24 protein-coding genes and 1 tRNA gene are annotated in these 25593 nt (G+C 73.7%); 17 read left to right on the top strand and 8 right to left on the bottom strand.

The genetic code is table 11. The annotated features are described in order from the left end of the window. Nucleotides 1-48 precede the first annotated feature (48 nt). Entirely contained in the window at nt 49-786 is a 738-nt protein-coding gene (locus MF406_RS01545; RefSeq protein WP_242896272.1) for a class I SAM-dependent methyltransferase, read from the bottom strand. A 74-nt stretch (nt 787-860) separates the two neighbouring features. Further along, nucleotides 861-947 (bottom strand) — tRNA-Leu (locus tag MF406_RS01540). A 489-nt stretch (nt 948-1436) separates the two neighbouring features. Here MF406_RS01540 and MF406_RS01535 point away from each other — a divergent pair. Genes MF406_RS01535 through pknB form a run of 7 tightly spaced genes read left to right on the top strand, consistent with a single transcriptional unit; the run spans nt 1437 to nt 10542 of the window. Beyond that, nucleotides 1437-2144 (top strand): DUF3662 and FHA domain-containing protein, encoded by a 708-nt coding sequence (locus tag MF406_RS01535; protein WP_242896271.1) that lies wholly within the window; start codon nt 1437-1439, stop codon nt 2142-2144. Between the two features lie 10 nt (nt 2145-2154). Beyond that, nucleotides 2155-2652, top strand: coding sequence for an FHA domain-containing protein (locus tag MF406_RS01530; RefSeq protein WP_242896270.1), 498 nt, complete (start codon nt 2155-2157; stop codon nt 2650-2652). Between the two features lie 4 nt (nt 2653-2656). Next, on the top strand, nt 2657-4006 hold the full coding sequence (locus MF406_RS01525) for a PP2C family serine/threonine-protein phosphatase (RefSeq protein ID WP_242896269.1): 1350 nt from the start codon (nt 2657-2659) through the stop codon (nt 4004-4006). Then, nucleotides 4006-5664: an FtsW/RodA/SpoVE family cell cycle protein gene (locus MF406_RS01520; RefSeq protein WP_242896268.1), complete on the top strand. Its 1659-nt coding sequence runs from the start codon at nt 4006-4008 to the stop codon at nt 5662-5664. The genes MF406_RS01525 and MF406_RS01520 overlap by 1 nt, the downstream gene beginning before the upstream one ends. Next, nucleotides 5661-7097, top strand: coding sequence for a penicillin-binding protein 2 (locus MF406_RS01515; protein WP_242896267.1), 1437 nt, complete (start codon nt 5661-5663; stop codon nt 7095-7097). Before MF406_RS01520 ends, MF406_RS01515 begins: the two co-directional genes overlap by 4 nt. Next, the gene (locus MF406_RS01510) at nt 7094-8614 is read left to right on the top strand and encodes a serine/threonine-protein kinase (RefSeq protein WP_242896266.1); all 1521 of its coding nucleotides are present in this window, start codon (nt 7094-7096) and stop codon (nt 8612-8614) included. Before MF406_RS01515 ends, MF406_RS01510 begins: the two co-directional genes overlap by 4 nt. Before the next feature lie 2 nt (nt 8615-8616). Continuing rightward, the gene (pknB, locus tag MF406_RS01505) at nt 8617-10542 is read left to right on the top strand and encodes a Stk1 family PASTA domain-containing Ser/Thr kinase (protein WP_242896265.1); all 1926 of its coding nucleotides are present in this window, start codon (nt 8617-8619) and stop codon (nt 10540-10542) included. Nucleotides 10543-10757: 215 nt separating this feature from the next. Here the strand turns inward: pknB and MF406_RS01500 are convergent, their stop codons facing one another. Both MF406_RS01500 and MF406_RS01495 read right to left on the bottom strand, forming a co-directional pair. Then, on the bottom strand, nt 10758-11381 hold the full coding sequence (locus tag MF406_RS01500) for an aminodeoxychorismate/anthranilate synthase component II (RefSeq protein ID WP_242896264.1): 624 nt from the start codon (nt 11379-11381) through the stop codon (nt 10758-10760). A 112-nt stretch (nt 11382-11493) separates the two neighbouring features. Further along, on the bottom strand, nt 11494-12225 hold the full coding sequence (locus MF406_RS01495) for a DUF881 domain-containing protein (RefSeq protein WP_242896263.1): 732 nt from the start codon (nt 12223-12225) through the stop codon (nt 11494-11496). A 404-nt stretch (nt 12226-12629) separates the two neighbouring features. Between MF406_RS01495 and MF406_RS01490 the strand changes: the two genes are divergently transcribed. Next, on the top strand, nt 12630-12881 hold the full coding sequence (locus MF406_RS01490; protein WP_242896262.1) for a cell division protein CrgA: 252 nt from the start codon (nt 12630-12632) through the stop codon (nt 12879-12881). Between the two features lie 207 nt (nt 12882-13088). Here the strand turns inward: MF406_RS01490 and MF406_RS01485 are convergent, their stop codons facing one another. Genes MF406_RS01485 through MF406_RS01475 form a run of 3 tightly spaced genes read right to left on the bottom strand, consistent with a single transcriptional unit; the run spans nt 13089 to nt 15907 of the window. Continuing rightward, nucleotides 13089-14282 carry a PQQ-binding-like beta-propeller repeat protein gene (locus MF406_RS01485; RefSeq protein WP_242896261.1) on the bottom strand — a complete coding sequence of 398 codons (1194 nt, stop codon included), beginning with the start codon at nt 14280-14282 and terminating at the stop codon, nt 13089-13091. Next, nucleotides 14279-15148 carry a cytochrome c biogenesis CcdA family protein gene (locus MF406_RS01480; protein WP_242896260.1) on the bottom strand — a complete coding sequence of 290 codons (870 nt, stop codon included), beginning with the start codon at nt 15146-15148 and terminating at the stop codon, nt 14279-14281. Before MF406_RS01480 ends, MF406_RS01485 begins: the two co-directional genes overlap by 4 nt. Nucleotides 15149-15154: 6 nt before the next feature. Then, nucleotides 15155-15907: a thioredoxin domain-containing protein gene (locus tag MF406_RS01475; RefSeq protein WP_242896259.1), complete on the bottom strand. Its 753-nt coding sequence runs from the start codon at nt 15905-15907 to the stop codon at nt 15155-15157. Nucleotides 15908-15989: 82 nt separating this feature from the next. On the opposite strand from MF406_RS01475, the gene MF406_RS01470 reads away from it, so the two are divergent. From MF406_RS01470 to MF406_RS01455, 4 genes are all read left to right on the top strand, one after another. Further along, nucleotides 15990-16607: a hypothetical protein gene (locus MF406_RS01470; RefSeq protein WP_371744565.1), complete on the top strand. Its 618-nt coding sequence runs from the start codon at nt 15990-15992 to the stop codon at nt 16605-16607. Next, nucleotides 16604-16993 carry a BlaI/MecI/CopY family transcriptional regulator gene (locus tag MF406_RS01465; protein WP_242896258.1) on the top strand — a complete coding sequence of 130 codons (390 nt, stop codon included), beginning with the start codon at nt 16604-16606 and terminating at the stop codon, nt 16991-16993. Before MF406_RS01470 ends, MF406_RS01465 begins: the two co-directional genes overlap by 4 nt. Continuing rightward, nucleotides 16990-17976 (top strand): M56 family metallopeptidase, encoded by a 987-nt coding sequence (locus MF406_RS01460; protein WP_242896257.1) that lies wholly within the window; start codon nt 16990-16992, stop codon nt 17974-17976. Before MF406_RS01465 ends, MF406_RS01460 begins: the two co-directional genes overlap by 4 nt. A 193-nt stretch (nt 17977-18169) precedes the next feature. Next, nucleotides 18170-18325, top strand: coding sequence for a DsrE family protein (locus MF406_RS01455; RefSeq protein WP_242896256.1), 156 nt, complete (start codon nt 18170-18172; stop codon nt 18323-18325). On the opposite strand, the gene MF406_RS01450 is transcribed toward MF406_RS01455, so the two are convergent. Continuing rightward, on the bottom strand, nt 18310-18993 hold the full coding sequence (locus MF406_RS01450) for a bifunctional 2-polyprenyl-6-hydroxyphenol methylase/3-demethylubiquinol 3-O-methyltransferase UbiG (protein WP_242897917.1): 684 nt from the start codon (nt 18991-18993) through the stop codon (nt 18310-18312). The genes MF406_RS01455 and MF406_RS01450 overlap by 16 nt on opposite strands. A gap of 1006 nt (nt 18994-19999) precedes the next feature. On the opposite strand from MF406_RS01450, the gene MF406_RS01445 reads away from it, so the two are divergent. The 5 genes from MF406_RS01445 to MF406_RS01425 all read left to right on the top strand — a co-directional run bounded on the left by MF406_RS01445 (nt 20000) and on the right by MF406_RS01425 (nt 25534). Next, on the top strand, nt 20000-21481 hold the full coding sequence (locus tag MF406_RS01445; RefSeq protein ID WP_242896255.1) for a GntP family permease: 1482 nt from the start codon (nt 20000-20002) through the stop codon (nt 21479-21481). Beyond that, on the top strand, nt 21481-22800 hold the full coding sequence (locus tag MF406_RS01440) for a four-carbon acid sugar kinase family protein (RefSeq protein WP_242896254.1): 1320 nt from the start codon (nt 21481-21483) through the stop codon (nt 22798-22800). The genes MF406_RS01445 and MF406_RS01440 overlap by 1 nt, the downstream gene beginning before the upstream one ends. 30 nt (nt 22801-22830) lie before the next feature. After that, a complete protein-coding gene (pdxA, locus tag MF406_RS01435) occupies nt 22831-23895 on the top strand; it encodes a 4-hydroxythreonine-4-phosphate dehydrogenase PdxA (RefSeq protein WP_242896253.1) in 1065 nt (354 codons plus the stop codon). Between the two features lie 59 nt (nt 23896-23954). Beyond that, entirely contained in the window at nt 23955-24722 is a 768-nt protein-coding gene (locus MF406_RS01430; RefSeq protein WP_242896252.1) for a DeoR/GlpR family DNA-binding transcription regulator, read from the top strand. A gap of 296 nt (nt 24723-25018) precedes the next feature. Further along, nucleotides 25019-25534 (top strand): hypothetical protein, encoded by a 516-nt coding sequence (locus MF406_RS01425; RefSeq protein ID WP_242896251.1) that lies wholly within the window; start codon nt 25019-25021, stop codon nt 25532-25534. Nucleotides 25535-25593 lie beyond the last annotated feature (59 nt).

Genomic DNA, 25593 nt, shown 5'->3' with positions numbered 1-25593 from the left:
GGTGGCGGTCGACGGCGGTAGCGCCGCGTGACCGGGGAGCCCGGGGACTCACCGGCTGACCTGCAAGCCCGGGCACTCACCGGGGCCCGCCGGGTACCGCCGCCCGGGGGCCGGCGCCGCACGCCACCCGCTACGCAGGTCGGGCCGGCGCAGCGCCTGAGCGGGCCTCCGGGCGATGACGAAGGCCTGGGCCGCGCGCTCGGTCGCCCGCGGCGCGCGTTCCAGCCGCACCTCGACGCCCAGGCCGGCGCGTTCCAGCACGGCGCAGACCTCGTCCGGGTCGTGCAGGACGACCTGCAGGTCCACCGCGTGTCCGTACGCGCTGCTCAGCTGCCGCACGCCGGTCCCGGCGTGGACGGCGGTCAGCAGCAGCCCGCCCGGGGCGAGCACCCGGGCCAGCTCGGCGACCACCGGCCCGAGCGCCCGGGGCGGGGTGTGGATGAGGGAGTACCAGGCGACGACGCCGTCGAAGGTCGCGTCCGGGTGGCGCAGGGCGGCGAGGTCCGCGACGTCGAAGCCGATCGCGGGATGCGCGCGCCGGGCGACGCGGACCATCTCCACCGACAGGTCCACGCCGCGCACCCGGCACCCGCGCCCGGCGAGGTGGGCGGCCAGCCGGCCGGCCCCGCAGCCGGCGTCGAGGACCGACGGCGCGGGGCCGAGGCCGGCGCGGAAGTGGTCGAGCACCGCGCGGTCGAGGGGGGCCTCGAACCCCAGGTCGGGCAGCAGCCGGGCGTAGTCCTCGGCGACGACGTCGTAGCCGGCCCGGACACTGTCGCTGCTCACGGCCCTCGACCCTAGGCGGAACGACGGCCCCTGACTGAGAGAGGAGTCCTCGAGCCCAGGGGCCATCATCTGCGTGGTGCGCGAGGGGGGAGTTGAACCCCCACGCCCTCTCGGGCACACGGACCTGAACCGTGCGCGTCTGCCTATTCCGCCACTCGCGCATGCTGCCGAAACAGCGCTAGCCAGACTAGCACGGGGCACCAGCGGGCCCGCGCGCGGTCAGACGCCGTGGCCGTGACCCCCACCACGCTCCGTGGCCGTGCCCAGCCGCACGGCACGCTGCCCAGGCGCACGGCGCGCTCGCCGCCGCCCGCCACGACCGCCCGGCGATGCCCGCCGCGACCACCCGGCAAAGCCCGCGAGCGCCCGCCCGACCCCGCCGTCGCACGCCGCCGGCCACCGTCCGCCCACGGGGCGGTGCACGCCGCCAGCCCCACCCGCGCGGGGGCGGTGCCCGCACACCGGCCCCCACCCGCCGGGGGCGGTGCTCGCATAATCGGCGCACCTCGTTACGATCGTGGGGCCGGACCCCTGGCCCGGCGCCGCGCCGGTGGCCACCCGCCGGCCTCGGCGCCCGGCCGCCCGGCACGAGCGCCGGACGGTCCGGGGCCGGCCCGGACGGGGCCGAACAAGGCGGAAGGAGGTGCGCGGTGGGAGTGCTGGACCGGTTCGAGAAGAGCGTGGAGCACATGGTCTCCTCGGCCTTCGCCAAGGCGTTCCGCAGCGAGGTCAAGCCGGTCGAGATCGCCTCCGCCGTCCGCCGGGAGATGGACGACCGCGCCGCCGCCGTCTCCCGCGACCGCACCGTCGTCCCCAACGAGTTCGTCGTCGAGCTCTCCGCCACCGACCTCGACCAGGTCGAGCAGTGGGGTGCGGACGCCCTCGCCGAGGAGATGACCGGCGCCGCCACCGAGCACGCCGCCTCCCAGCGCTACACCTTCGTCGGCCCGGTCGAGGTCTCCTTCGAGCAGGACGACGCCCTGAGCACCGGCCGGTTCCACGTCCGCTCCGCCACCCGCCGTGGCGCCGTCGCCCCGGCCACAACCGCGGCGGCGTCCTCCCGCCACCCGATCATCGACATCGACGGCCAGCGCTACCTCCTCACCGGCCCGGTCACCGTCATCGGCCGCGGCAGCGAGGCGGACATCATCGTCGACGACTCCGGCGTCTCCCGCCGGCACCTGGAGATCCGGGTCACCCCCGGCGGGGTCATCGCCACCGACCTGGGCTCCACCAACGGCACCTTCGTCGAGGGCCACCGGATCGACGCCGCCACCCTGGTGGACGGCAACACCATCACCATCGGCCGCACCCGGGTGATGTTCTGGACCGGCGCCGACGACGACCCCGAGGGGTGAGCGCCCGCCCATGAGCGAGCTCGCCATCACCCTGCTGCGCGTGGGCTACCTGCTCCTGCTCTGGCTCTTCGTCCTGGCCGCCCTCGCCGTCCTGCGCGGGGACGTCTTCGGCACCAAGATCACCCCCCGCGGTACCGGCCGGCGCACCACCGCCGGCCCCGGCCCGGGCCGCCGTGGGCGCCGGACCGGCGGTGACGCCCGGGCCCCGAGCCGCGGCGGCCCGACCAGGCTGGTGGTCGTGCAGGGCCCGCTGGCCGGCACCACCATCCCGCTGGGCACCTCCTCGGTCCTGGTCGGCCGCGCCCCCTCGTGCACCCTGGTCCTGGACGACGACTACTCCTCCTCCCGGCACGCCCGCTTCTTCCCCTCCGGGGACGGCTGGTGGGTGGAGGACCTGGGGTCCACCAACGGCACGGTGGTCGACGGCGAGCGGATCGATGCCCCGGTCCCGCTCGCCCCCGGCACCCCGGTCCGGGTGGGGCAGACCGTCATCGAGCTGCGGCGGTGAGGCGATGAGCGTCGCCCTGCGCTACGCCGCCCGCTCCGACACCGGGCTGGTCCGCTCCTCCAACCAGGACTCCGGCTACGCCGGCCCCCACCTCCTCGTCCTCGCCGACGGCATGGGCGGGCCGGCCGGCGGGGACATCGCCTCCTCCGTCGCGGTGGCCCACCTCGCCCCGCTGGACGGGGAGTCCCACGGCGGGGACGACCTGCTGGACCTGCTCCGCGGCGCCGTCGCCGCCGCCCACGCGGACCTGATGGAGCGCTCCGAGGCGGACGAGGACCTCGCCGGGCTGGGCACCACCTGCATCGCGGTGCTCCGCTCGGGCAACAAGCTGGCCATGGTGCACATCGGGGACTCCCGGGCCTACCTGCTCCGCGACGGCGTGCTGACCCAGGTCACCACCGACCACACCTTCGTGCAGTACCTGGTCTCCACCGGGCGGCTCACCCCCGAGGAGGCCGAGCGCCACCCCCAGCGCAACGTCATCCTGCGCGCCCTGGGCGACAACGACGGCGACGTCGAGCTGGACGAGTCCTTGCGCGAGGCGGTGCCCGGGGACCGGTGGCTGCTCGCCTCCGACGGCCTGTTCGGGGTGGTCTCCGACGAGACCATCGCCGAGACCCTCGCCTCGGTCGCCGACCCCGGCGCGTGCGCGGACGAGCTGATCGCCCTCGCCCTGCGCGCCGGCGGTCCGGACAACGTCACCTGCGTCGTCGCCGACGTCGTCCCCGGCGGGCCGGCCGCACCGACCAGCCCCGAGGTGGTCGGGGCGGCCGGGGAGCGGCGGAACGGCACCCGCGGCGGGCACGGCGCCGCCGCCCGGGCCGCCGCCCTGGTCAGCGCCGCCCGCCCGGCCGCAGTGGAGGAGGAGGACCCGCCCCGCCCCCGCCGGCACCGCTGGGTGGGCCGGGTGGTGGCGGCCGTGCTGGTCCTGGCCGTGCTCGCCGGGGCCGGCTGGGCCGGGTACTCCTGGACCCGGACCCAGTACTTCGTCGCCCCGGCCGGGGAGCACGTGGCCATCTACCGCGGCATCCCCCAGGAGGTCGGCCCGGTGCGGCTGGCCGAGCTCCACGAGCGCACCGACCTGCGCGTCGCCGACCTCTCCCAGGTCGCCCAGGACCGCCTGACTCGGCCGATCACCCGCGGCTCGCTCGCCGCCGCCGAGGAGGTGGTGGCCAACCTGCGCGCCTCCGAGACCGACGACGGCGACGGCGCCCGCGAGCCCACGCCGTCGCCGTCGCCCTCGCCGTCGCCCACGCCGACCCCGGCCCGGCCCACCACGCCCCGGCCGACCCTGGTCCCCACCTCCCCGCCGGCCCCCGAGCCCATGCCGACCCTGGACGAGGGGAGCCGGTGATGGCCACCGTCTCGGTGCGCCCGCCGCGGACCGGGCGGGGCGTGGAGCTGGGGCTGCTCCTCCTCGCGCTCGTCCTCTCCCTGGGCGCCTACGCCCAGGTGGGCCTGGCCACCACCGGCGCCGTCCCGCCGGGCCTGGCCGTGCACGGCGGCGGGCTCGCCCTGCTCGCCCTGGTCGTCCACCTGCTCATCCGGTGGCGGGCGCCGTACGCCGACCCGGTGCTGCTGCCGATCGTCGTCGCGCTCAACGGGATCGGCCTGTCGATGATCTACCGGATCGACCAGGCCGCCGGGGAGGGCGGCAGCTCCAGCGCCGACCGCCAGCTGCTCTGGACCCTGGTCGGGGTCGCCGCCGCGGTGGCGGTGCTGTGGTTCGTCCGGGACCACCGGCTGCTGCGCCGGTACACCTACACGGCCATGGTCGCCGGCCTGGTGCTGCTGCTCCTGCCGCTGGTGCCCGGGCTGGGCGTGAACCTCAACGGCGCCCGGATCTGGATCCACCTCGGCTCGATGTCCTTCCAGCCGGCCGAGCTGGGCAAGATCCTCCTCGCGGTGTTCTTCGCCGGGTACCTGGTCACCAACCGGGACAACCTGGCCCTGGCCGGGCCCCGGATCCTCGGCCTGCACCTGCCCCGGCTGCGCGACCTCGGGCCGATCCTGCTGGCCTGGGGAGTCTCCCTCGCCGTCCTCGTCCTGGAGCGGGACCTGGGCACCTCGCTGCTCTTCTTCGGCCTGTTCGTCGCCATGCTCTACGTCGCCACCGAGCGGCTGAGCTGGGTGCTGATCGGCCTGCTCCTCTTCGGCGGCGGCGCGGCCCTGGCCGCGCAGCTGTTCCCGCACGTCGGCGCCCGGGTGGAGGTGTGGCTGCACGCCCTGGAGCCCGAGGTGTACAGCCGCAGCCCCGGCGGGTCCGGGCAGGTGGTCCAGGGCCTCTTCGGCCTCGCCTCCGGCGGGCTGCTGGGCACCGGCTGGGGCGAGGGGTACCCCCAGCTCGTGCCCTACGCCAACTCCGACTTCATCGTCGCCTCCCTCGGCGAGGAGCTGGGCCTGACCGGGCTGCTCGCCCTGCTGCTGCTCTACCTGGTCCTCGCCGAGCGCGGGCTGCGCGCCGCGATCGGGGTGCGCGACGGGTTCGGCAAGCTGCTCGCCTCCGGGCTGGCGTTCGTGCTGGCCTTCCAGTGCTTCGTGGTGGTCGGCGGGGTCACCCGGCTCATCCCGCTCACCGGGCTCACCATGCCGTTCCTGGCGCTCGGCGGGTCCTCGCTGCTGTCGAACTGGGTCATCGTCGCGCTCCTGCTGCGCATCTCCGACGCCGCCCGCCGGCCCGCCCCGCCGGCCGCCCTGCTGCAGCCCGAGCCGGGCGAGCTCGCGGTGGTCGGCGGGCCGAACGGGGCCGGCCGGGACCGGGCGGCCGGCGACGGGCTTGGGGACGACCGGCCCACCGAGGTGCGGGCCGGGGCTGCCGACGGCTGGGACGACGTCGGCCGCACCCGGGGCGACGGCGGCCGCACCGGCCGGTCCGACCGTGACGACGGCGGCCACCGCGGCCGGCCCGGCTCCGGCGGCCGGAGCGGCGGGCCCGGACCGGGCCCAGGCGCAGCCCCCGGGCGCGACGGCGGGCCCGAGGACGGCCAGCCGACGGAGGTGGTGCGGCTGTGAACGCCCCCATCCGCCGGCTCACCACCGTCGTCGCGCTGATGTTCCTGGCGCTGATGGTCTCCGCCACCTCGGTGCAGTTCTTCCAGGCCGAGGCGCTGAACAACGACTCCCGCAACGTGCGCACCGTCTACCGGGAGTTCGGCCGGGACCGCGGCCCGATCGTCGTCGCCGGGGAGCCGATCGCCTCCTCGCACCCGGTCGACGACGTCTACGGCTACCAGCGCACCTACGACCCCGGCCCGCTCTACGCGCACCTGACCGGGTACTTCTCCACCGCCTTCAACGCGGTCACCGGGCTGGAGAAGCAGGCGAACGACGTCCTCAACGGCACCTCCTCCTCGCTGTTCCTGCGCCGGGTGCAGAACCTGGTCACCGGCAACCAGCCCCAGGGCGGGGCGGTCGAGCTCACCCTGGACCCGGCCGCGCAGCAGGCCGCCGCGGAGGCGATCGGGGACCGCTCCGGCGCCGTCGTCGCGCTCGACCCGGCCACCGGCGCGATCCTGGCGATGTACTCCTCGCCCAGCTTCGACCCCAATGCCCTGGCCACCCACGACCGGGAGGCGGCGCAGGCGGCCTGGGACGCCCTGCGCACCGACCCGGCCAAGCCGCTGGACAACCGGGCCATCGCCGGGGACCAGTGGGCGCCCGGGTCGAGCTTCAAGGTCATCACCGCCGCCGCGCTGCTGGAGAGCGGGCAGTACGACCCGGACACCATGGTCCCGGCGCCGACCGAGCTCACCCTGCCGCAGACCAGCGTGGGGCTGCGCAACCCCGGCGGGCGGGCCTGCGGGGACGGGTCGGGCGAGGTCACCCTGCTGGCCGCGTTCCGGCAGTCTTGCAACACCCCCTTCGCCCAGCTGAGCATGGACATCGGCTACGACGCGCTGCGGGCCCAGGCCGAGGCGTTCGGGTTCGGCGCCGAGCTGGAGATCCCGCTGGCCGTCACCCCCTCGCGGCTGCCCGAGCCGGAGAGCCAGGCCCAGCTGGCGATGTCCGGCATCGGCGAGGCGAGCGTGCGGGTCACCCCGCTGCAGATGGCCATGGTGGCGGCCGCCGTCGCGAACGACGGCGCACAGATGCGGCCCTACCTCGTCGCCCGCGAGCTCACCGCGGACCTGGAGGAGGTCACCGCCACCCAGCCGCGCGAGCTCCGGCGGTCCGTCTCGCCGGAGACCGCCGACCAGCTGACCCAGATGATGCTCGACGTCGTCGAGAACGGCACCGGCCGGCCGGCCCAGATCGACGGCGTGGCGGTGGCCGGCAAGACCGGGACCGCGGAGAACCAGGACGCCGCCCCGCACTCGTGGTTCACCGGGTTCGCGCCCGCGGAGGACCCGCAGGTCGCCGTCGCCGTGCTCATCGAGAACGGCGGCGACGGCGGGACGAACGCCGGGCCGGTGGCCCGCGCGGTGATGCAGGCGGTGCTGCAGTGATCCCCGCGCCCGGGCTCCTCCTCGGCGGCCGGTACGAGCTCACCGAGCGGATCGCCGTCGGCGGGATGGGCGAGGTGTGGCAGGCGCGGGACCACCGGCTGGGCCGGACGGTCGCCGCCAAGGTGCTGCGCGCCGAGCTCGCCGGGGACGAGCACTTCCTCGCCCGGCTGCGGGCCGAGGCCCGCAACACCGCCGGGCTGCGCCACCCCAACCTCGCGATGCTGCTCGACCACGGCGAGCAGGACGGCAGCGGCTACCTGGTCCAGGAGCTCGTCCGCGGGGAGACCCTCGCCGACCGGCTCGAGCGCGAGCGCACCCTCGCCCCCACCGTGCTGCTGCCGCTGCTCGTCCAGGCCTGCCGCGGTCTGCACGCCGCGCACGCCGGCGGGGTGGTGCACCGGGACGTCAAGCCCGCCAACCTCATCCTCACCCCCGACGGCGGGCTGAAGATCACCGACTTCGGGGTCTCCCTGGGCGCCAACCAGGCGCCGATGACGTCGGCCGGGATGGTCATGGGCACCGCCCAGTACCTCCCGCCGGAGCAGGCGATGGGCCGGCCGGCGACGGCGGCCGGGGACGTCTACGCGCTGGGGGTCGTCGCGTACGAGTGCCTGGTCGGCAGCCGGCCGTTCACCGGCGCCACCCAGGTCGACATCGCCTTCGCGCACGTCAACACCCCGCTGCCGGCGCTGCCGGCGACGGTGCCCGGGCCGGTGCGGGAGGTGGTGGAGCGGATGCTCGCCAAGGACCCGGCGCAGCGGCCGGCGAGCGCGCTGGCCTGCGCGCAGGTGCTGGAGGGGGTGCTGGCCGGGCTCGGGACCGGCGGGGCAGCCGCGGCGGCGGGCGCCACCAGCGCGGCCGGGCGGGGTGCCGCGGTCGCCGGTGCCGCTGCCGCCGGTGCCGCGGGTGCCCGCCCGCGCGGCGCGGGCGGGCTGGACGCTCCCGCCACCCGCGAGGTCGCCGCGGCTCGGCCCGCCCCTAGACCGGGCGCCTCCGCACCCGCCGCCTCAGCAGCCGCACCGGCAGCCCCACCGGTCATAACCGCACCTAGCGCCCCATCAGTCATAGCCGCACCTGCCGCCACCGCGCCCACGCCGACTGCCGCGCCCGCCCCGGCCCCGCCGTCGGCGACCCGGCGCACCGCCCGGCCCGCTCCCCCGCCGCCACCCCCGCCCCCGGCGCCGGAACCGCCCGCCGGCCTGCCGCCGTCGTACCCGCCCCGCCGGCGCCGCGGCCGCGGCACCCACCGCGCCCATGCCGCCCCCGACGGCCCGGCGACCGGCGCCGCCACCTCCGTCCGCCGCGCCCGCACCGCCGCCGAGGACGCCCGGTCCCAGTGGGCCCGGCCCACCTGGGCCGAGCTCGCCGCCGACCAGGTGTGGCTCCGGGCGATGGTGGTCGTCCTCGCGGTGCTCGCGCTCCTCCTGCTCGCCGTCCTCGCTACCCTTGGCGGGGCCGACGGCGCCCCCACCGCCGCCCCGGCGGCGCTCCTGCCCCTGACAACGAAGGACCTCTAGTGGTGGACGACGTCCCGCACGTGCTTGCCGGCCGGTACGAGGTCGGCGAGCTCATCGGACGCGGTGGCATGGCCGAGGTGCACATCGGCTACGACAACCGGCTCTCCCGGACCGTCGCCATCAAGATCCTGCGCGCCGACCTGGCCCGCGACGTCACCTTCCAGGCCCGCTTCCGCCGCGAGGCGCAGTCCTCCGCGGCGCTGAACCACCCGGCGATCGTCGCGGTCTACGACACCGGCGAGGAGCGCGTCACCAGCGCCAACGGGCAGGTCACCGCCGTGCCCTTCATCGTCATGGAGTACGTCGAGGGCCACACCGTCCGCTCCCTGCTGGCCGGCGGCGACCCGGTGCCGATCGAGGAAGCGGTCGAGATCGTCGTCGGGGTGCTCTCCGCCCTGGAGTACTCCCACCGCGAGGGCATCGTGCACCGGGACATCAAGCCCGGGAACATCATGCTCACCCCCACCGGGGCGGTGAAGGTGATGGACTTCGGCATCGCCCGGGCGATGACGGACTCCGCCGCCACGATGACCCAGACCCACGCCGTCGTCGGCACCGCGCAGTACCTCTCCCCCGAGCAGGCCCGCGGGGAGGTGGTCGACGCCCGCTCGGACCTGTACTCCACCGGGTGCCTGCTCTACGAGCTGCTCACCGGCCAGCCGCCGTTCTCCGGGGACTCCGCGGTCGCCGTCGCCTACCAGCACGTCCGGGAGACGCCCAAGCCGCCGTCGGCGGTCACCCCCGACATCCCCGAGGTCCTGGACCGGGTCGTGCTCAAGGCCCTGGCCAAGGACCGGGAGGACCGCTACGCCGACGCCGCCCACATGCGCGCCGACCTCCTCGCCGCGGTCCGCGGCGGCGAGGTGCACGCCCCGTCCGCCGCGTCCTGGGCGGCCGGCGCGGCGGGCACCGCGGCGACCACCCCGCTGGCGGCCGCCACCGCCACCCGCACGCTCACTCCGCCGCCGCAGGCGGAGCCGCCGACGGCGACCGGCGGGCACGCCGACGGCGGCCCGGACCGGCCGCGCCGGTCCCGCTGGTGGGTCTGGCTGCTCGCGCTGCTCGGCCTCGCCGCGGTCGCCGGGATCGTGTACCTGCTCCAGAACCCCGAGGACGGCACGCCGCCGACGACCACGGTCGCGGTGCCGGACATGACCGGCATGGACCAGGTCGCCGCGCGGGAGGCGCTGACCGACGTCGGGCTGGAGCCGAGCATCGTCGACGACGTCCCCTCCGACGACGTCCCGGAGGGGCAGTTCGTCGAGTCCGATCCGCCGGTGGGAGATGAGGTGCCGGAGGGCAGCACGGTCGAGATCGCCTTCTCCTCCGGCCCGGCGTCGGTCACGGTCCCGGACATCGCCGGCATGTCCCAGGAGCAAGCGCGCGCGGAGCTGGACGAGCGCGGGCTGACGGTCGGGTCGGTGAAGGAGGCGAACGCCGACGCCTCGGTGGACGTCGGCGCGGTGATCGGCTCCACCCCGGAGGCCGGCGAGGCGGTCCCGCCGGGCACCGCCGTCGACCTCGTCCTGGCCAGCGGCAACGTCGAGCTGGTGGACCTGGTGGGCATGACCGAGGCGGAGGCCACCGGCGTCCTGGACGAGCTGGACCTGAACTACCGCATCGAGACCCAGCAGACGGCGGAGGCCGCCCCCGGCACCGTCATCGGCCAGTCCCACCCGGCCGGCGTCGTCGAGCGGGGCACGACGATCACCCTCACGGTGGCCGAGGAGCCGCCCCCGCCGCCGAGCCCGTCCCCCACCCCGACGCCCACACCGACGGCGACCGAGACGCCCACGGAGACGCCCACCGAGCCCGCGACGGAGACCCCGACGGAGACGCCGACCGGGGAGGACGAGGCGGGCGGGCCGCCCGGGCCGAACGCGAACGCCAACGCCCGGGCGCGGCAGAACGCCGCCGAGCGGGGCTGAGGCCGGCGGCGGGCCGCGCCGCTGGGCGGGGTCGGGCCGACGGCGGTTCGCTGCCGGTCGGCGCTGAGCCCGACAGCGACCGTGCTGCCAGGTCGACCGTGCCCCCTGGTCGGGCTCGCCCGGCGCCTCGGTGACGTCGCATCCGACACCCGCCGTCGCCCCGTTCACCGCACCGGTGACGTCGCCGGGCTGTGCCCGACGCAGCGGCCGCGCCGTCAGCCCCGGTGCGCCACCCGGGGTGCGAGCCCTGCCGAGCGGTCCACCGCTGCGGCGTCCCCGGTCGTCGCGAGCCAGTTCGCGAGCAGCCGGTGCCCGCCCTCGGTGAGCACCGACTCGGGGTGGAACTGCACCCCGTGCAGCGGCAGGTCCCGATGCTGCAGTCCCATGACGAGGCCGGACGCCGTCGCCGCGGTGATGTCCAGCTCCGCGGGGACGGTGTCCCGGACGACGGCGAGGGAGTGGTACCGGGTGGCGGTGAGCGGGGACGGCAGCCCGGCGAAGACCCCGGTGCCATCGTGCTCGACCGCGGAGGTCTTGCCGTGCATGAGCTCCGCGGCGTGGGTCACGGTGCCGCCGAACGCCTCGGCGAGCGCCTGGTGCCCCAGGCACACCCCCAGCATGGGCAGCTCGCGGTCCGCGCAGTCCTCGATGACCGCCATCGACGCGCCGGCCTCCTTGGGCGTGCCGGGGCCGGGCGAGATCAGGACGCCGTCGTAGCCGGTCAGGGCGGGCACGGCGTCGTTGCGCACCACCGTCGTCCGGGCCCCGAGCTGCTGGAGGTAGCCGACGATGGTGTAGACGAAGCTGTCGTAGTTGTCGACGACGAGGATGTGGCTCACGGTTCTCCTGGGGACGTAGCCGGGGTCAGCGGTCACGGTGCGGTGCGTGCGGTGCGCTGCGGACGGTGCGCTGCGCGCAGCGCGGTGCTTGCGGTGCTTGCTTGCAATGCGGTCATGGTGCCAGCACCTGGGCCTGGTGCAGGACGAGCGAACCCTCGAAGGCGGGCAGGTGCATGCGCTCGACGTCGCGGACCGACCACCCCAGCCCGACGGCGTCGACGTACTGCTGGTAGATCTGCACCCCTGGGTCGGCGAGCAGCGCCTCGTGCAGCTGGTCCGGGTCGCCGATGGCCTCGATCCGGTAGGGCGGGGAGTAGGTCCGGCCCTCGATGTGCAGGACGTTGCCCACGCACCGCACCCCGGTGGTGGACACCACCCGGTGCCCCTGGACGGCCATGGCCTCGGCGCCGCCGCCCCACAGCGCGTTCATCACGGCCTCGAGGTCCTGCTGGTGCACGACGAGCGCGTCGGGGGCGAGCTCGCCGGTGCGGGCCTCCGCCGGGGCGTCCCACAGCTCGACCTGCAGGCCTGGCCCGCGCACCGGCTGCCGGCCGGCGGCGAACGCGTCCAGCTCGGCGCCGGCGCCGGGCGCGTCGGTGGTGGACTGCCCGTCGAGGTAGGGCTGGATGCTCTCGCGGAGCGCGGCGTTGTCGTTCTGCAGCTCGGTGAGCCGCTCGGACTCGGCGCGCGCGAGGTCCTCGAGGTCGAGGGCCTCCCGGGAGGACTGGCCCGCGAAGACCGAGGCGCTCGTGGCGAACATCAGCCCGGCGACGAGGCCGACCAGCCCGGTAGCGAGGGAGGCGCCGCGCAGGCTCGCCACGAGGCGGTGCCACAGGTGGGCCATCACCCCTCCTCGGTCCTCCCGGTCGGCTGTCCATCGGTCGGCTGTCCATCGGTCCGTGCCGCAGCTGCTCTCGCGGCCAGTGCCACGGGTCCGGCGCCCCGGGGCCGGTGCCGCGGGTCCGGTGCCGTCCCCGCGGTCGGTGCCGTCCGCGCGGTCGGTGTCGCCACCGCAGCCGGTGCCGCCACCCCTGGCGCTGGTGCCGCCACCCCCTGCGGCAAGGTTCCCCGATCGCCCCGTGCTGCCGCCGCACGAGGGTCACGGCCGGCTCACCCAGCCCGCGCTGCCGCCCGGTCCCCGGGAGGTGCATGCGACACTACGGTAGCGCTGCCGCCCTGCCCGCCGTCCCCGCGCCCGGGTGCTGACCAGGCCGCGACGGCTACGCCCCAGAGCACGAGGAGAACGAGATGCCCGAGTCCAAGAAGCGCAAGCCCGTGACTGCCACCGGCGAGGCCGCCGCCGCGTCGGCGGCACAGCGGCCCAGCCCGCGCTGGTGGGCGCCGACCATGGTGACGCTCATGGTGCTCGGGCTGGCCGTCGTCGTCGTCACGTACCTCACCAAGGGCGGCTACCCCATCCCCGGACTGGGCAACTGGAACCTGGCGATCGGCTTCGGCGTGATGATCGTCGGGTTCTTCATGACCATGCGCTGGCGCTGACGCTGATGCCTCATCAGGCGACCATCCCGCACCGCCAGGGGCTGCGACATCGAGGGTCGCTCAGGTCCCACGCGGCCTCGCTTACCGGCCAGAACGACCTGCCGGTCAGGTGACGGTGGGGTCGTCCCAGAGCATGAGCGCGGCGCTCGCCACGTCGAGTCCACCGCGGCCACCGGCGAGGTCATCGCACGCCGCTCGTCGCGTGCCTCATGGGCCGCGCTCCTCGCCGGTGAAGACGTCTGAGATGGTGGCCAGCAGTGGACGGTTGCCGTCGAGCAGAAGCGAGGCTCCGTTGATCGTGATGTGCGAGGGGACGATGATCGGCCCTTGCCCGTCGGGTTCGTAGGCTTGGGCGACATCGCCAGTAATGACGTTGTGAACCCGGATCGCGCCGCCTTCGCGCAGGTAGAGGAAGACCCCGCCGATCGCCTCGATGGTGGTCTGGTCATCGACGGAGAGCGACCACAACGGTTGGTCGTCGGCGTCGTAGGCGTGTAGCCCGGCCGCGTCCAGGACCACCAAGGTGTCGGTGGTCGGGTCCACTGCCGCATCGTGTGCGGTGTCGTTCACGACGACGCCGTCGTGAAGGTCTATGAGCGCACCCATGGTCTCGGAGGTGGAGAGCAGCGCAAGCCCGTCGGCCGGCGTGGCGGGCAGGGCGGCGCTGAGGGACGCCGCGGTCCAGCCGTGCTCGGCCAGCGGGCGGCGCCACAGCTCCTGGCCTGTGGTCGTGTCGCGCGCGATCAGAGCGTCCTCATGGGTGAGCAAGACGACGCCGTGGTACTCGCCGATGATCCGCAGTCCTGTGGAGCCCTCTTCGGTGGCCGCGACCTCTCCCGTGGTGGGATCGAGCGCGACGCGTGGGCCGGTCTCACCCATGAAGCCCTCAGGGGGCGCGGCGAACACCAGGCCGGGGCCCTGGTAGGGGCCGGGTACCTGCACCGGACCCCAGACCTGTTCCCCGGTTGCCAGGTCGTAGGCGGTGGCGGTGGTGGCAGCCAGTGCTTCGGTGGTGGTTTCTAGGTCGCCCAGGATCGCGAGGGCTCGCCCGTCCGCGTCGATCGTCACCGCGAAGCCGGTGCAGCTCGCCGGGCGCTGCACGGCCCAAAGGACGTCGCCGTGCACGTCTACGGCCGTGAACTCCAGCATGCCGTCGCGCTCACCCGGGGCGAGATAGACCCCGTCGGCGTACTGCGCGGCGACGTCCCACCCGGGGTCCATGACCTCCAGTTCCTCGAACTGTGCCGGCAGACGCATCCCCGCGGTGTCCACGACCGGCAGTGGATCATCGACCGGGTACGGGTCTCGCACGGGTTCGGGCTCGGATGCCCCGCAACCGGTCAGCAACAGCACCGCGGCGACGGAGATCGCAGAGATGCCGGCTCGTCGACGTCGCATCATCGTTGTTCCGTGGGCTGCTCGTTCGCGTGGGCCTGCGCGCGCTCGCGGTTGCGGCGGTGCCTGGCCCACAGCAGCAGCACGATCCCTGCGATCAGGATGATGGCGAGGATGTCCAGGATCGGGTTGGCCAGGATGGAGGCGCGCTCCTGAAGCCAGGCTTGGGCGTCGAGCGGAACGAGCTCGGGGGCCCCGGCCAAGCCGTTCGTGGTCCAGAACAGGAGGCCGACGCCCATGATCAGCAGGCCGGTGATCACCGAGGTGGTGTGCAGCTGCCGGCCCAGGACGGTGAAGGCACGCCCGCGCAGCAGCCGACGCCCGCGGACGCCCAGGCGCTGCCAGAGCGCGGCGATCAGCAGCGGCGGCAGAACCATGCCGGCGCCGTAGACGGCGAGCAGCACACCGGCGGCGAGGGTGTCACCGCGGGCAGCGGCCAGGGTCAGCACGGCGCCCAGGATGGGGCCGGCGCAGAACCCGGCGATCCCACTGGCAGCTCCCAACAGCAGCGTCTTGGCGGTCCCGGTCTTGGACGCGGCGCGGGAGTGCAGGTCAGCACCTGCGGGCAGCAGCCGGGACGGGTCGAACCCGAAACCGAGAGCCTGGGCGGCGCCCAAGACGATCAGGACGAAGGAGGCGACCAGCACGATCGCCTGCCGGTGGGTGACGAACAGCGTCCCCAGCGCGCCGGCCCCGACACCGACCGGGACCAGCACGATCAGCAGGCCGAGGTAGAAGATCGCGCCGTGCAGCAGCAGCCGGGGGCCGGTGCCGATCGTGGAGGCGAAGAATGCCGGCATCAGCAGCGCCGCGCACGGGCTCAGCAGCGCGAGCGTGCCGCCGGCGAACGCGGCGAGCAGTCCGATGTCCACGCCGCCTCACTCCGCCGCGTCGAGCGCAGTCTGGAAGGCGTCCTCGAACACCCCAGTGGGCTGCGCGCCCACGATCGGCTGCCCGCCCAGGATGAACACCGGCGTGGAGGTGGCGCCCAGGTCGAACCCGAACTGCTGGTTGGCGGCGATCACCTGTGCCGTCTCCTCCGCGGCCAGGTCGGCGGCGAACTGCTCGGTGTCCAACCCCAGCTCCGCGGCCAGCGCGACGAGCGCTTCCTCGCTCAGGTCCCCCTCGGAGCGGGTCTCACCATCTGCGAACAGGTCGTCGTGGTACTCCCAGAACGCCCCCTGCAACGCGGCGGCGTAGGAAGCGCGGGCCGCGCGTTCGGAGGCAGGGCCGAACACGCTCACGTCGCGCCACTCGATGCGCAGGTTCCCGGCGTCGACGTGCTCCATCATCGACGGCAGCGTCTGCTCGCTCCACCGGGCGCAGAACGAGCACTGGTAGTCGGAGAACACCACCAGCACCACCGGCGCATCGACCGGGCCGGCCGCCAGCAGGTCCCCTTCGTCCCGGGCCTCGACCTCGGTCAAGTCCGGCTGTTCGGGGTTCTGCACTTCGGTCGGCGCCCCCTCACCAGACGGCGAGCTGCCGTCCTCGGGTGAGGTGCCGCTCCAGTTCACCCACACGATCACGGCCATCAGCACGGCAGCCACCGTCAGCACGGCGACCGGCACGATCCATGACGACCTCGAACGATTCGACGGCTTCGGACGGTTCGTGGTCTCGGCAGGCATGTGGAGTCTCCTGTACTGTCGCGGGCACCGTCCTCTACTATCCCAGATAGTCGACTATGCGTGGTAGTCGAGTCGTGCCAGGATGGATTTCATGACCTCTCCTCCCGCTCGATCGCGTCAGGGCGTCGGCGAGAGCTTCCGGCTGGCTGGGCAAGCGCTGAGACTGTGGACGGGCAGGCAGGTGCTGGTTGTGATCGCCGCCGCCGCGGTCGTCGCCGTCGTGATCGGGGTGGCCACGGTGCTGATCCCCAACCCGGTGTTCGGTCGGGATATCCCGCCGGTGTGGTGGAACTACCCGGTATGGCTGGTCACCTCAGCGCTCTCAGGCATGCTGGTAGCGACCTATGTCCGCCCGCACCGCGCCGCCGCGGGCACGCAGGTGAGCGCGGCAGACGAGGACGACTACGCCACCACCGACCCAGCCACGAGCACAGATTCCGGCGATGAGGTGCAAGCGCGCCGCAGCAGCCGGATGGGGATGGCCGGCGGCATCCTGGCCTGGTTCGCCGTGGGGTGCCCGGTGTGCAACAAGCTCGCCCTGCTAGCCCTGGGATACTCCGGCGCCATCACCTGGTTCACCCCGGTGCAGCCGTTCCTCGCGCTCGGTGCGCTGATCCTGACCGGCGTCGCACTGGTGTGGCGACTCCGGGGACAGGTCGCCTGCCCGGTGCGCCCCGAACCGCTGGCGGCCACGTCATGAACGCCGCCGATGGGCGCCCGGGCGATCTGCTGAGGCTGGGGACGCTGGAGGCGCAGGTGATGGACGTGCTGTGGGACCACGGCCCGGCCACCGTGCGCGAGGTGATCGAGCATCTGCCCTCCGACCCCGCCTACACCACCATCGCAACCGTGCTCACCAACCTCGACCGCAAGCACCTGGTGACCATCACCCGCCAGAAACGCTCTACCCGGTACAGCCCCAAGCTCAGCAGGCATGAGCATGCCGCCGGGCTGATGGAGCAGGTGCTGGACGCCAGCCGAGACCGTGCCGCCTCGATCCTGCAGTTCGTAGACTCGATGCCCGAAAACGACCTAGACCTGCTGCGCGACTACCTGGAACGCCGCGACCGGGGAGAGGGCTCATGACCGTCGGCATGCTCACGGTAGCGCTGAGCACCGGGCTGGTGGCGCTGGCGGTGCTCGGTCCAGCTCTGCTGCGGCACGCGGCCCCCGCCCTGGTGCGCGTACCGCGCCTGGCGATCGTGGTGGTCGCCGGCGGCATCGGGGTCTGGCTGGTCACACTGCTGGCGATCGGCCCGCTGCTGGCCTGGGCCGGGTCCGGCCCCGTGCTGCTGCCCGAACGCGCGGCCGAGGTGTGCCAGCGGTGCCTGAGCGCCGCGAACCCGTTCTCCGCTGACACCACCGACGACGCCCTGGTTCCCGCCGTGCTGCTGCTTGCGTTGCCGGTGGCGCTGGCACTGGCCCTGGGAGCAGGTCTTGCTCGCCAGATGATCCGGCGCCGCTCCCGCTCCCGGGACGCTGCCGGCGCGCTGCTGCACAGCGCGTGGCGGCAGCTCCTGCATGGACACGAGGTATCGCTGGTCGATGCCGAGGACCCGTTCGCGCTCACCTTCCCCGCCCGTCACGGCGGGGTCGTGCTCTCTACCGGCGCGGTGCGTGCGCTGGCGGAGGACGAGCTGGCCGCTGTGCTGGCCCACGAGCACGCCCACCTGCACCATCGCCACCACCTGATCTCCGCCCTGGTCGAGGCCATCGCCGCCTATCTGCGCTGGGTGCCGTTGATCCGCGCAGCCGCCGACGCGCTGCCGCACTACCTGGAGATCGCGGCCGACGACCAGGCCCGCCGCGAGGCAGGAACCCCGGCGCTGGTGAGCGCGCTGGTCAAGCTGGGCGAACGCACCCAGCCCGCCATGCCACAGCACTCCTGCCCGCTCGCCCTGCACGCCGCCGGCCCTGAGCGCATCCGCCACCTCGTCCGCCCCAGCGCAGGGCTGGCGGGTGCCGTGCCCGCGGTCGCGATCGCGGCATACCTAGTGGGCATGGCCGCCCTTGCCGCCGCCGTTCACCTGCCCTACGTCTTCGCCGCCCTGACCGGCTGCGCCGCCTGACCCCCGCCCAGGCGACCCGCAATGGATGAGAGCCCCCGTGAGGCGATCCTGCACGTGGCCGACGACCCCGCCGACGTTCAACGGGCGCTGGACGCCGCAGCCGGACTCCAGGCCGCCGGCCTGGGGGTGCAGGTGCGGGTGATCGTCAACGGCCTCGGCGCTGGCCGGCCTGACCGGCACCGATGCCGTCAAGGTGCCCGAGCACACCGAGGTCGCCGCATGCAGCGTCGGACTCGGACGCCGCGGCCTCGACCCGGACGAGCTGCGACCCGAGGTCGGCACGGTTCCCTCCGCGGTCACCTCGATCGTCCAAGCGCAGCTAGCCGGCGCCGCCTACATCCGCATCTGACCGGCCCGGAACAGCGGATGGCCGAGGAAAGCCCGATGTGGACCATCGGTTTGCTGCACGGGATGAGCAGCGTCGCAACGGTGGACTACTACCGCCGGATCAACGATCGTGTGAACGAGTTGCGTGGCGGGCGTGAGCGCGCCGAGATGGTGCTTCCAGCTGGGAAAGCTGCCCGCGGGATGATCAGCGGCGTCCACCCAGGGCGGAGGCGCGGCATGGGAGACGACCACGAGGTGCCCGCCGGTGCCCACCGTGGCCGCTGCGCGTTGCAGGATCGCGACGCGCGGGAGAGGGGCGGGTGAGTGCAGGAAGCTGGCGCTCACCAGATCGTAGGGGCCGTCGTCAGGTTCCCACTGGGCCAGGTCCGCGGTGACGAACCGCACGATCGTGCCGAGTTGCCGGCGCTGGGCCTCGCGCGCGCGGGCGGTGGCAGTCGCGGAGATGCCCACGCCGGTGACCCTCCACCTCCACCCCTGGGTGGTGAGCCAGATCGCGTCGGCGCCCTCCCCGCACCCCAAGTCCAGCGCCTTCCCGGCGTCAGGTGTTGCACGACGTCGACCAGCGCGGGGTTGGATGACCCGACCACACGCGTTCGGCCTCCCGGTAGCGGCCCTCCCGGAACTCCTGAGGATTCTGGGAGGGCGTGAGCGCCGGTCCCGGGTCGTCACTGCCCGCCGTAGCTCACCGGTGTAGGTCCGCTGGGTCTGGCCCACGTCCAGCACCACCGAGGCGGCGTCCAGCACCACCCGGGTGGCCTCGCAGTCGCACAGCAGCCGGCCCTCCGCGACCACCAGCTCCCCGGTCGCCACGCCCCGCCCACCGCCCGTGGTCCGCGAGCGCCAGTCCGCAAAGTCCCGGTCCTGCCCCGTGCCCCACCGCCCGTCCTCCCGGTGCGCCAGCAGCACCCGCCCCCGGTACACGGTCAGTCCTTGATCACCGCGTCCAGACCGGCGATCACCCCCACACGAGCGCGACCGCTGCCAGGACAAGCCGAGCCGGGGCCGGGACCAGCACAACCGCAGCAACGACCAACGCGGCGGGCCCCCCAACTCGAGCCAGCCCCGCAGCACTTACCTGACCTCAACCAGGCTGACTTCCCGGATTCCCACGCCCGCGAACCTCCCGCGGACAACACTGACGCAGCGATCCAACGAGCCGTCGAGCAGACCACTGGGGCAAGGGGCAAGGCACGCCGGGCGGTCCCATGACCTGGCAGAAAACCGCTCGCAGCGGTCCCATGCCCCTGGCAGGCGACACACCTGTCCCTGCGGGGAGTGGAGGACATGTTCACAAGTGACACCGACCGCCGCCGCGAGCAACAGCCAGATGGGATCGATCAGCTCGCACGCTGCGCGTGAGGTGGTGGCCTCCACGTGGCAGAGGAGCGCCACGAGTAAGTGCGCGTCCGCGCCCGACGGCGGCGCTGCGCATGCACTGGCTCGGCTCCGGCGCTCGGACATCTTCATGCGGGGGCGAGAGGCGCGCAGCCGACAAGACCGCGTACCTGCGTGAGTTGCGCAACTTCCCGGTGACGTCTGGCATGTGCGTGAGCACTTGGCACCAAACCGGCATCCTAATCGCTTGTCATGTGCAGATACCTGTGGTCATACTTGCGCTGTTCGATCAACGACGTCCGGCGTCGTCGACGCCGCTCAGTCCAAGGAAGGACTGCACGTGGACCTACAGTTGCTGCTCGCGCTCGTGCTTGGCATCGCCACGATCATCGTGGTCGTCCTGCTTACCCGCCTCGACGCCTTCGTCGCGCTCATCCTGGCCGCCATCGTCACCGGCCTGGTCGCCGGCCAGTCCCCGGTCGCGACCATCACCTCGCTCACCACCGGCTTCGGCGACACCCTCGCCTCCATCGGCATGGTCATTGGCCTGGGCGTCGGCATGGGCAAGATCCTCGAGGTCTCCGGCGCCGCCGACGCCCTCGCCAAGGCATTCCTCAAGGCCTTCGGCAAGGGGCGCGAGGAGTGGGCCATGGCCAGCGTCGGCTCTCTCGTCTCGATCCCCGTCTTCTGCGACTCGGGCTACGTCATCATGAACCCCCTGGCCCGGTCCATCGCGCGGGTGAAGCGGGGCGGTTACGTGGCGCTCGCGCTCGCCCTCGGCTGCGGCATGACGCTCACCCACCACATGGTTCCCCCGACCCCCGGACCGCTCGGCGTCGCCGGCATCCTCGGCGTGGACCTCGGCCTCCTCATCGTCACCGGCCTCATCTTCACGGTCATCCTCCTGCCTGTCGTCGTTCTCTACGCCAAGTGGGTCGGCCCCCAGCTCGAGGACAGGCTCGTCCCAGAGATCCGCGAGGTCGTCTACGGCGCGGCGGCCCGAGTCGGGGCCGGCCGTGACGGGGCCGGCAGGTCGGCCGGCACCCTCCTCGACGACGGCGACGACGACGCGGTGCCGGCGGCCCCCACCCACGACCTCGGCACCGCGCCAGCCGGCGCCAAGCCGCACCGCGTCGGGGCGTTCGTAGCCTCCCTGCCCCTGCTCGTCCCGCTGCTCCTCATCGTTCTAAACACGGTCACCGCCGCGATCGACCGCAACTCCCAGGGCGTCCTCACCGGCGAGTACGAACCGTCCACGTGGACCGTCCCGCTCGCCTTCTTCGGCAATCCGGTGGTCGCGCTCGTCATCGGCGTCCTCCTCGCGGTCTACGTCCTTCTGCCCCGCTGGACCCCGCGCAACAAGGTGCACCACTGGCTCGCGGAGGCCGCTGCCTCGGCCGGCCTCATCTTGCTCATCACCGGCGCCGGCGGCGGCTTCGGCCTGGTCCTGCGGGAGTCCGGCGTCGGGGACGCGCTGGCCGAGGGGATCGCGTCGATCAACCTGCCCGCCTTCCTCGTGCCGTTCCTCATCGCCACGCTCGTGCGCATCGCGCAGGGCTCCGGGACGGTCGCCATGATCACCGCGGCGTCCGTCACCGCTCCCCTCATCGAGCCGCTCGGCATCAACCCGCTCCTCGCCGCCATGGCGTGCACGGCCGGTTCCATGGTGTTCAGCTACTTCAACGACTCCTACTTCTGGGTCGTCACCCGCTTCACCGGCCTCGAGGGCACAGCCGCACTCAAGGCATGGTCCGGCATCACCACGGCGGTGTGGGCGGGGTCCATCCCCCTCCTGTTCATCGCGAGCCTCTTCCTCAGCTGATGGCCCACATCCTCGTCGTCGCCGACGACCTCACGGGCGCGAACGCCTCCGCCGCGGGCTTCGCCCGCGCCGGCTGGAGCGCCGTGACGGTGAGCTCGGACGGCTACTGGGAGGCCATCGCGGAGTTCCACAGCCGGTTCGACGTCCTCGTCGCCACCACCGAGTCGCGGCACGCCGCGCCGGAGGTGGCGGTGCGGGCTGTCACGGGGGCCGTGCGAGCCGGGTGGCCGGTGCGGCTCGTCAGCTCTCGCATCGACACCACCCTGCGCGGCAACGTCGGCGTGGCGAGCGAGGCACTCCTCCGTGCCACCCGGGATCTCTCGGGTCGGCACGTGGTGGGCCTCTGCATGCCGGCCCACCCTGACGCCGGACGGCAGACCGTGGAGGGCACGCAGCTGCTCGCCGGCGTGCGGCTGGAGGAGACGGAGCTCGCCCGCGACGTCCGGTCACCCGTGCACACCTCCTCGGTCGCCGAGGTGCTAGGGCGCGGGACCGGTCTGCGCACCGCCCTCGTGCCCCTCTCCGTCGTCACCGGGTCGCGAGAACGGCTTGTGACCTCCGTCCGGGACGCCGTCCGATCTGGCGCAGACGTCGTCATCGGGGATGCCATCACGCGGGAGCACCTGGTCCGGGTCGCGCAGGCGGCCGCCGTCGTGGCGGCGGAGGAACCCAGCCTGATGTGGGCGGGGATCGACCCGGGGCCGGGGTCGCTCGCGCTTGCGCAGGCCATGGAGGTCCCCACCTCCGGCTCGGCGGCTCCCTTGCTCGCGGTGAGCGGATCGGCAACCGACCTCACCCGCACGCAGCTGCAGCGGCTGCTGTCCGCGCGTCCCGTCCGGGTCGTCCGCCCGGCCGGTCGTGGCGTGCTGGATGTCGACGCGACCGTGGCGCGGCTGACCGCAGAGCTCGAGAGCGCCGCGGGCGGCGAGCTCGTCCTCCTTGCCACGGTCCTCGAGGACGTGGACGTCCTGCCGCTCAGCCCTGAGCAGTCCGCCCAGCTACCCCGAGCGCTCGGCCGCATCACGCGTCGGGCGCTGCAGGAGCGTCGCGTCGACGGGCTGTACACCACCGGCGGTGATGTCACCGCCGCGGTGCTCGCCGAGATCGGGGGCCGCGGCATCGAGGTGGAGGGCGAGGTCGTCCCGCTCGCCGTCGCCGGCGAGGTCGTCGACGGCCCGTGGGACGGCATGCCGATCGTCACCAAGGGCGGCCTCATCGGCGGGCCCATGGCGGCGGTCGAGTGCCTCGACCACCTCGCTCGTGTGGCAGGACAGCGGAACCGCTGGGTGCGGGCCGCTGTGCCGCGCGAGAGACTCTGACGATATCGACGAAGGAGATCGATCCTCACCATGGCTAGCCCTCAGTCCCGCCCCGTCCTCGCCCTCACCGTCGGAGACCCCGTCGGCATCGGCCCGGAGATCACCCTCCAGACCCTCGCCGAGTTCTCCGGCGATGATGCCCATCACGGCATCGCGGTCGGTGACCTCGGCGCGCTCGAGCGAGCCCGGGAGGCGCTCGACCTCGACGTCGAGCTACGCCCGGTCGCCTCCTGGGACACCACCCCGGGCGGGGACGGCGTCGTCGATGTCTTCGACATCGGGGTCCTGGGCGACTCCCTGCCCGACTGGGGTGTCGTTGACGAGCGCGCCGGCCGCGCCGCCGTCACCGCTATCGAGGTGGCCACCCGCGCCGCCCTCGACAACGAGATCAGCGGCATCGTCACCGGGCCCATCAACAAGGAAGCCATCTGGGCCGCCGGCAGCGAGCACCTCGGGCACACCGAGATGCTGGGTGCGCTGACCGGGGTGACCAAGCAGGACACCATGTTCGTCGTCCGCAACGCCCATGTCCCGGGCCACCATCTCCGCATCTTCTTCGCCACCCGGCACCTCTCCCTGCGACAGGCCCTGGACAGGATCACCCGCGAGACCCAGCTGGCCTCGATCGTGCGGGCCGCGACGGCGTTGCGCGTCTTCGGGGTCACCGAGCCACGGCTGGCCGTCGCCGCCATCAACCCGCACGGCGGCGAGAACGGCGCCTTCGGCGACGAGGAGATCGTCCACCTCGCTCCCGCCGTCGAGGACGCCCGCGCCCGCGGTCTCGACGTCGCCGGCCCGATCCCGGCGGACTCGGTGTTCCATCACGGGCTGGTCGGGCGCTACGACGGAATCCTGTCCCAGTACCACGACCAGGGACACATCGCCGCCAAGACGGTCGACTTCGACGGCACGATCTCGGTGACAGTCGGGCTGCCCATCCTGCGGACCTCGGTCGACCACGGCACGGCGTTCGACATCGCGGGCACGGGCAAGGCGGATCACGGCACGATGCGATCGGCCTACCTGGCAGCGGTCGAGTACAGCCCCTTCGTCGACGCGATCCGGGCGGAGTACTCGCCGGCGGTCGCGGGCTGAGCGGAGACGGCGGGTTGGGCGAGGGGTTGCGGCGGGGCACCCGGGAGCGGCACGAGGCCGTGCTCGAGCTCCTCCGGGCCGGCACGACACGGGTGGAGGACCTCTCGGCGAGGCTAGGCATCTCGCCGTCGACGGTGCGCCGGGACCTCTCCCGGCTCGGCGAGGAGGGCCGGCTCACCCGCACCTATGGCGGGGCTACGGTCGAGGCGACGTTCCGCGAGCGTGCCCTTGCGGAGCGGATGGGGGTGCGGACGGCTGCGAAGGCGGCCGTCGGCGCGCGCGCCGCCGCGCTCCTACCGGCGGAGGGGACGATCTTCGTCGACGCCGGGACGACCACCGCTCAGCTCGCCGAGCACCTGCGCGGCAGGTGCGGACTGACCGTGCTCACCCGGGGCCTGGAGATCGCCCTCATGCTTGCCGGGGAGCCCGGCCTCGAGGTCGTCGTCGTGGGTGGAGTCGTGGCGCCCAAGAGCCACGGGCTGGCCGGGCCAGTGACGACGCTGACGCTCGAGCGGTTCATGGTGGACGTGGCCTTTCTCGGCGTGGACGCCCTCGATCCCGTGGACGGCGTCGGTGAGCCCACGCTCGTCGAGGCGGCCACCAAGGACATCGCCTCTCGTCGGGCGCGGCGCACGGTGGTCCTCGCGGACGCGAGCAAGCTGGACCGGGGCGCCGTGCCCGCCTGGGCGCCGCTGGCGCGCGGGTGGACCCTTGTCACCGACGCGACCGACCCCGCTGTGATCGAGCGTTACACCGCCGAGGGGGTCGAGGTCCTCACGGCGTCCGGTCCGGACACCGGCGACGGCGGCCTCGGTGGCCGACGCTGACCCCGCGCCGATGCGACGCGGACCCGTGCCGGAGCCGCTGTACGGCGGGGGTCCGCCGCGCGATGCGCTCCTGGGAGGCAGCGCGGTCCCCAGCATCACCCCTTGAGCCACCTCGCGGGCCAGATGACACTGATGTAGTTCTCCACACGTGTGTACAAACATGTGGAGCCCGGGCTTCGGGAGAACTGGTGAGCTACACGGCTGTGATCCGGTCCCCAACTGTGGATAGTCCTGGGGACAAGCCACTGGACCAAGGGAGGGCAAGGGCCAGGGCCTCGGACCCGGGTCACGAGGTCATGCCCGCCCACCGCAGCTCAGCCGATGGCGCCGAGGATGCGCCGGTATCGGTCTGCGACCGCGTGGAACGCCTGCTTCCTCTGGAGGTCACCGTGCTCGGTCGTCACCAGCGCGAGGCCCGCCTTGTCGCGGTCGTGCTCGGGGTCACCGCATCAGGCGAACCTGCGCATGACGAAGGTGAAGACGAAGCAGCCGAGCACTCCCGCCGCGGCATAGAGGTCGATGAGCTCGGACAGGTAGCAGGCCGGGACGGCCTCGTCGCGGGGGTTGTCGCCGCGGACGCGTGGTGGGTCGGCGAACCAGTTGACGATCTGGAACGAGCCGGCACCAGGGCCCTACGCCCCAGCGAAGGCTCCGCAGCCGAACTCGGTGACCACGAACGGCTTGCCGTGGTCCCGGACCAGTGCCGCGACCCCAGCCCGGTAGTCGTCACGGTTGCGGGCGACCGGTACAGGCCGACCCCGACGACGTCGAAGGCAGACCAGTCCACGCTCTCCCACCCAGCGGCCGAGTAGGTGACGGGGTCGCGGCCGATGATCATCACCGCGCTGCAGGACAGCTCTCCCGCGATCAG

This window comes from Georgenia sp. TF02-10 (assembly GCF_022759505.1).
Taxonomy (GTDB): domain Bacteria; phylum Actinomycetota; class Actinomycetes; order Actinomycetales; family Actinomycetaceae; genus TF02-10.
The sequence above is the reverse complement of the archived record's forward strand: the minus strand, read 5'-3'. Positions and strand labels throughout refer to the sequence as shown.

Coding starts and splice junctions, on each gene's coding strand:
- MF406_RS01485 (WP_242896261.1), bottom strand. CDS start 14,282: ATGATGCGACGTCGACGAGCCGGCATCTCTGCGATCTCCGTCGCCGCG.
- MF406_RS01425 (WP_242896251.1), top strand. CDS start 25,019: ATGCCCGCCCACCGCAGCTCAGCCGATGGCGCCGAGGATGCGCCGGTA.
- MF406_RS01495 (WP_242896263.1), bottom strand. CDS start 12,225: ATGGCCCACCTGTGGCACCGCCTCGTGGCGAGCCTGCGCGGCGCCTCC.
- MF406_RS01525 (WP_242896269.1), top strand. CDS start 2,657: ATGAGCGTCGCCCTGCGCTACGCCGCCCGCTCCGACACCGGGCTGGTC.
- MF406_RS01470 (WP_371744565.1), top strand. CDS start 15,990: ATGGATTTCATGACCTCTCCTCCCGCTCGATCGCGTCAGGGCGTCGGC.
- pdxA (WP_242896253.1), top strand. CDS start 22,831: ATGGCTAGCCCTCAGTCCCGCCCCGTCCTCGCCCTCACCGTCGGAGAC.
- MF406_RS01465 (WP_242896258.1), top strand. CDS start 16,604: ATGAACGCCGCCGATGGGCGCCCGGGCGATCTGCTGAGGCTGGGGACG.
- MF406_RS01520 (WP_242896268.1), top strand. CDS start 4,006: ATGGCCACCGTCTCGGTGCGCCCGCCGCGGACCGGGCGGGGCGTGGAG.
- MF406_RS01490 (WP_242896262.1), top strand. CDS start 12,630: ATGCCCGAGTCCAAGAAGCGCAAGCCCGTGACTGCCACCGGCGAGGCC.
- MF406_RS01475 (WP_242896259.1), bottom strand. CDS start 15,907: ATGCCTGCCGAGACCACGAACCGTCCGAAGCCGTCGAATCGTTCGAGG.
- MF406_RS01460 (WP_242896257.1), top strand. CDS start 16,990: ATGACCGTCGGCATGCTCACGGTAGCGCTGAGCACCGGGCTGGTGGCG.
- MF406_RS01440 (WP_242896254.1), top strand. CDS start 21,481: ATGGCCCACATCCTCGTCGTCGCCGACGACCTCACGGGCGCGAACGCC.
- MF406_RS01530 (WP_242896270.1), top strand. CDS start 2,155: ATGAGCGAGCTCGCCATCACCCTGCTGCGCGTGGGCTACCTGCTCCTG.